Below are 5,297 nucleotides of genomic sequence, written 5' to 3'. Positions count from 1 at the left end.
AATGTATTCAGATCATCCTTATTTAAGTATTTACTCCAAAGAATAGATTCGTTTTTATCTCTGTATAAGTTATAAACTCAAAACAGCCAAAATTTTCAATTCAATATTACTTTTTTACTATTGAGATCCTGTTTGATTTTTACAATCTAATTAGTAATAGTTAATAATATAATTAAGAAAAAGGTAGTTAGTGTACAGGTAGGAATGATGTCAACTATAACCAAAGTTTAAACAAATAACATTGGTAGACATTACAGTCCGAACTATCATTAATTTGATGCAAAAAAGATGGCGAGATAATATAAGTATGGAGTAAATTTGACATATAATAGCCTCATCCCACATGATAATGATTTACATTACAAGGAAATAAATGGCTTATTCTATCCAATATTTGTCATTACTATGTCAGGTTCTATCAGAACTTGTTGACATTCACTACCTCCTAATCCGATGAATTACCCTAATAATTAAGGCGCGTGCTAAATTGCTTTAAGTTTCTGATTCGTCGGCGGTTATTGCCTACTCTTTACAAGCTAAATAGGTGGCGTACTCGCTCTAAAATATTCAAAGATATAATAATTACGCCATTGGTATAACTGTGTGTAACTTGCCACCATACAGAGCAAACAGACTGACTATCGAGATCGCGGTACATTTACATTTGCTAGCGCCATATACCTAGGTTCTAAAGACATAAGAAAGCTCAATATCAACAAAGACACGCGGAAAATCACGAAACGACTTCGGCAATGATTATTTATTCTTTGTTCAAATCAAAATTTATTCATTACTTCTTTGTAAATAGAAACTCAGCCCTCGAGGAATTAAGCTACTCATCCGGCCAAATGAACAATTGAATGTAACTGAAGATCTATAGCTTGTAGTGTATATTCCCAAGCTTAATATTATCTTTTCCGATTGGATGATAATAAACGACTGAAGATAAAATCTTAACACTTAAAGTATAAGCTTCGCACATATAACAAACAAACTGTTCATTATAACTACTACCATTACGCTTTAAGTGTTAAAAAAAGCATGTAATAAACAAATCACTTCTTTTTCGTTATTCCGCTCCCTGACCTTTCACTGGGAGTACCCTAACCATTTAGGATGGCTCTTGCTTTATCCTGTCAGGTAACTGTTCACAAATGATCAAGTTTAGTGAAACAAAATCATCCCAACTATACTGATTGGCATAGTGACGCTTGAACTGTAAAGCAACCCGACAGATGTCTGGACGTTTTTCATATATCTGGCATTGTCGCGTTACGGTGTCTAGATGCTTACAGATCCCATCCCCTCTATCCAAAAACCATGTTTGTTCAGATAAATGGACATTCGAACAACATTTTCCGCACCCATTGCATGGAAAGTATAATGAGGAGGTATCGGTCAAAGTTTTTTCAACCAACTTCTTGTACTCTCAATATCACCAGCCTTAAACGGTAACTCAATACCACGTCGCTCCACTTCTTTAGCTAGCACAAAACATTTTTCATATTCACAGCTAAATGATTCTAAACTATCAGTAAAATGGCTCATTTCTGCAATAGACAAATTAAATTCTAAAGCCGTCAATTCAACCAAGAATCTATCTAGTTCTTTATTTACATTCTGAAAGTATTCAAGAGTTATCTTTGCTTCAGATTTATATTGATTTAAAAAACTCCAAACTTTCTGCATTATCTCGCTATGATCAAGGAAGTAAGTAACCCCTAGAGTCATTAAACCAGTTGCAACGGCACTTAGAAATGCTGCAATTTCGGTCCCAAATGGGAACGTCATTACATTGGCTAAGTGACCATTCAATATCACTCCCATAGCAACAGAAACACCAGTTGATAGTATACGTATAACTTCACGAGTTAGATCACCTGCCGGAAGTTTGTTCGGATTAATGAATAGTAATTTTGCTGCAGAGACAAGACTTGACCATGTTTCTCTAATCAACCGTCCCAATAATTTTTGTGTAGTAAAAAAGATATTTAAAATTGTGGTGGTTATACTGGATATTGCTCCAGCCATCGCGCCATTTTTGAATTCTTCGATTAGATCTTTAAAACGCAACTTAATGCGAGACCAAATGTTTTTTGCTAACAATTGGATGCGTTCTAAAAACAATTCTAGCGTAAAATTGTCTTGTGCATCTTTAAACAAGGCTGGCACATGTTCTTTAAGCTCAAACCAAACCTCAGCCAAGATAATTCCTAATGCTTGGCGTATACCCATTTTTATCCCACTTTTTGCAGACTCATATCCTGTGTTTTTAATGAATTTGCTACTAGTGTAATACTCAATATTAATTTGCTGGTTGTAGTATTTACGGGCATCGGCATCAGCTTTATGCATAGCCTCATGATCAAGGCTTTCTAGCGTTTCAAGGTGGCTTTTTTCCTTGGCGATCTTATCTTCTAACTGACGTTTTTTATGCTGCTGCTCTTTGGTCTTATTAGGCATTGAAGACAGCTTACGCTGATCATTTTGGATGTTAATTTTTTTAGTTTCAATGGTATTTGGAACAATTTCATTGAGAAATTTATCCATTGAATGTGCAGATTTCAGATTATTGATATACGAATGTGTTGACTGAAAGTTAGTATTTTTATTTGCGATATCAGAACCTGTTAAACCGGCAAGAACACGACCAGGATCGTTATGTACTTCATGTGACGAAATGATATGGTCAAGCTGTCGACCTTCATTATATGCCATGTTGTTATTGCGGTAGACATCGTGAAGTTTACCTTCTTGATGAAGCTTCTTATCTGCTCGGCCACGTTCAATATAGTTAGAATGTGTGTGGTAAAGATCTACCTTGATGGGGTTTCCTTTTTTATCCTTAACAATTTGTCCGTTACCATCTTGTTTAACAGGCTTGTAGTCTCCCCGACTCGCATATTCTTGCTTAGTAGAATCAGATAGATGAATAGAGCTATCACCACGAAAGTGTTCACGAACATTATGTACTGTGGCAACATCTCCTCCTTTTTTATCTTCAAATAACAAAAAGTCGAGAGCAAATGAACTAGCTAAACTTTGTACTATTGTTTTGTTTAGCTCTTCCATCAGAATAAAATCTTTGCGAACCAATGCTGTCATATATGTATTCCATTTAATAAAGGGAGCAGATACTCCCTTTTTTTTACTATATCTTAGAGTTGTTTTAAGTCAGCATCTGCTTTTATGAGTGCTTGTTGAATAGCTTGCTCATTGAGTACTTGCATACCATCCTGATCAGTTTCAATCTCAACGATATTATCGGCGTTCATTACAACTTGCCCTGCAGCATCCATCTTAGGTTTGAATAACGGTGTTGTAATAATATCGGTAAGAATAGCTGCGATTTGATAACCATTTTGAATGGTTAGGATAACTTCATTACTGACTTTATCTAGATCATTACCACGATTAATATATTGCTCCATTTCTTTTAGATGTTCAAAATACACACAAAATTCTGAGTGAATACGGCTAGTTTCGGTGTAAATGTTTTCAACATAAGCACGTGTTTTAGCAAGCTGTTCAGAGCCTTTATTCATCTTATCTACGGCATCGTCTACCTCGTCACGTACTTTTCTGGCATCACTTAACGCCTCTTCTGCATGAGAAGCAAAAGCCCAACCAGCTATGGCAATGATAGGTGCAGCAACAACACCACCAAGAACCATTGCACCACCTGCCATGCCAAATCCACCGGCTGCAAGAGAGCCTCCTCCTATAGCAGCCATAGTCGCGTTATACGCAGCAGCCCCAGATAATGCAGCAATAGGAGTACCTGTTGATGCTGCAGCCAAAGCCATTACTCCACCGTAGACAGCATAAGCGGCTGCAGCTCCTGCTACCCCAGCTCCTGCAACTTTACCCATATAGGCAGTAGTAGAAAGTGCCAACCCATCAATTTTATTAAGTTTATGTTGAGGAAAGTCAATTACGATATCTTTTGAACTATTTTCATTCATTTTTTCAAGCAGACTTTTCGCTATAGTTCGAAATGACTGAAAATCTTCGCCTATTTGAAGTTGTAATTCTCCTAACTTAGTCAAACTCTCCGTTGTTTTATCGTTAGTATAATCAAAAGCTTCTTTTTCTATTTCATACCTATTTTTTGCAGATTCAAGGATCTCATTTGCAGCAGTTTTATCTTGATATCCATCATAGCCTTTCTTGGCACCATAACCTGCAACAACAGCAGCAGCTCCAGCTAAAATAAAAGGTAAAGGCATAATTAATTCTCCATTATTCGTTTTGTTTTTATGACAAAAGTAAATTTACTTTGTCTTCACAGTATTGGCTTATTAGAACAGGCTATTTTTATGTGTTTTATAAATAAAAGCGTTTCTCCTCCAAAATGAGTAGGAATTGAAGCGTCACTCCACATTACGTATGTATCTATAATGTGCTCTATTACTATCTTTAATTCTTTGATATTTGATCCAAATTCTCTTATCCATTGCTTTAGTAAGAGTGAATTCATCACTATCATCGATCTATTATTCATGTAAGAGTGGTTTTTCTATCAGATAGAAGCCCATTTTTTGTTCTCTAAAATTTGAGAAGTCAAGATTCATCCTCATATAGTACCTAACTAATAAAACTAAAATTCTTGGATAGGTTAAGGATATCGTTTCACTTACTGCTCTAGTTCTATTCCACTATGTTTTAGTTTTACACTGGTAGAATGATATTCCTGGTTATTCTAGCCTCATAAAAATAAAGTTCGAGTGTACTAGATCCGTGAGTTGTCCATATTCGTTTCAGATATGGCTCCATGAGAAGAATCCAAAATGAATTTTAGCTTATATTTACGCTCAGACTGTTAATCGCTTTCTCCAGGATAACCGATAGTTTTGAATGAGAGTCTCGATTAAACCTGAAGTTCTTACTGAGAATTTCTCGGTTTCGTTGTATTGTTCTAATACTTCTTAATTTACTCTACTCGTAAAAAAGATTACTTAAAAAGTTTTTTTTAATTACGATTTTTATCATTTTTCCTTTTTTTTACAATGGATCATCTAATGATTATTGTGATTATGTTACTTTGATCAATATCATTTTAGGTAATTGATTAATATAGATAACAATACATATACAAAAATGAGATATTTTCTAGCTTAATGAGCGCGTATCAGAGTAAGTTTTTTATAAACTGTATTACCAAGTTGATTTTTTCGTGTTAGTGATTTATTTCGAAAAATATAACTCTATAGTTATGATTATTTCGTCGAGGTTAATCTTAAAAAACCATCATCTATGATTACGTTAACCTGCTTTCCATCATCTATTTCAGTTAA

3 protein-coding genes are annotated in these 5,297 nt (G+C 35.0%); all 3 read right to left on the bottom strand.

Annotated features, from left to right (window positions below; genetic code table 11):
* Positions 1-1,111 precede the first annotated feature (1,111 nt).
* From CTN07_RS23360 to CTN07_RS21980, 3 genes are read right to left on the bottom strand one after another with little or no spacing between them, the layout of a single operon-like run.
* Entirely contained in the window at positions 1,112-1,402 is a 291-nt protein-coding gene (locus CTN07_RS23360; protein ID WP_080551818.1) for a YkgJ family cysteine cluster protein, read from the bottom strand.
* Positions 1,399-3,105 carry a hypothetical protein gene (locus CTN07_RS21985; RefSeq protein ID WP_005307019.1) on the bottom strand — a complete coding sequence of 569 codons (1,707 nt, stop codon included), beginning with the start codon at positions 3,103-3,105 and terminating at the stop codon, positions 1,399-1,401. Before CTN07_RS21985 ends, CTN07_RS23360 begins: the two co-directional genes overlap by 4 nt.
* Before the next feature lie 53 nt (positions 3,106-3,158).
* Entirely contained in the window at positions 3,159-4,229 is a 1,071-nt protein-coding gene (locus tag CTN07_RS21980) for a hypothetical protein (RefSeq protein ID WP_005307022.1), read from the bottom strand.
* Positions 4,230-5,297: the final 1,068 nt, after the last annotated feature.

It is taken from the genome of Photobacterium damselae, assembly GCF_003026815.1.
In the GTDB taxonomy this organism is placed as follows: domain Bacteria; phylum Pseudomonadota; class Gammaproteobacteria; order Enterobacterales; family Vibrionaceae; genus Photobacterium; species Photobacterium damselae.
This window is presented reverse-complemented; position numbering and strand designations above follow the sequence as displayed.

What these genes read in the sequence shown, in the direction of transcription:
- CTN07_RS21985 (WP_005307019.1), bottom strand. Translation starts at nt 3,105, where the DNA reads ATGACAGCATTGGTTCGCAAAGATTTTATTCTGATGGAAGAGCTAAAC.
- CTN07_RS21980 (WP_005307022.1), bottom strand. Translation starts at nt 4,229, where the DNA reads ATGCCTTTACCTTTTATTTTAGCTGGAGCTGCTGCTGTTGTTGCAGGT.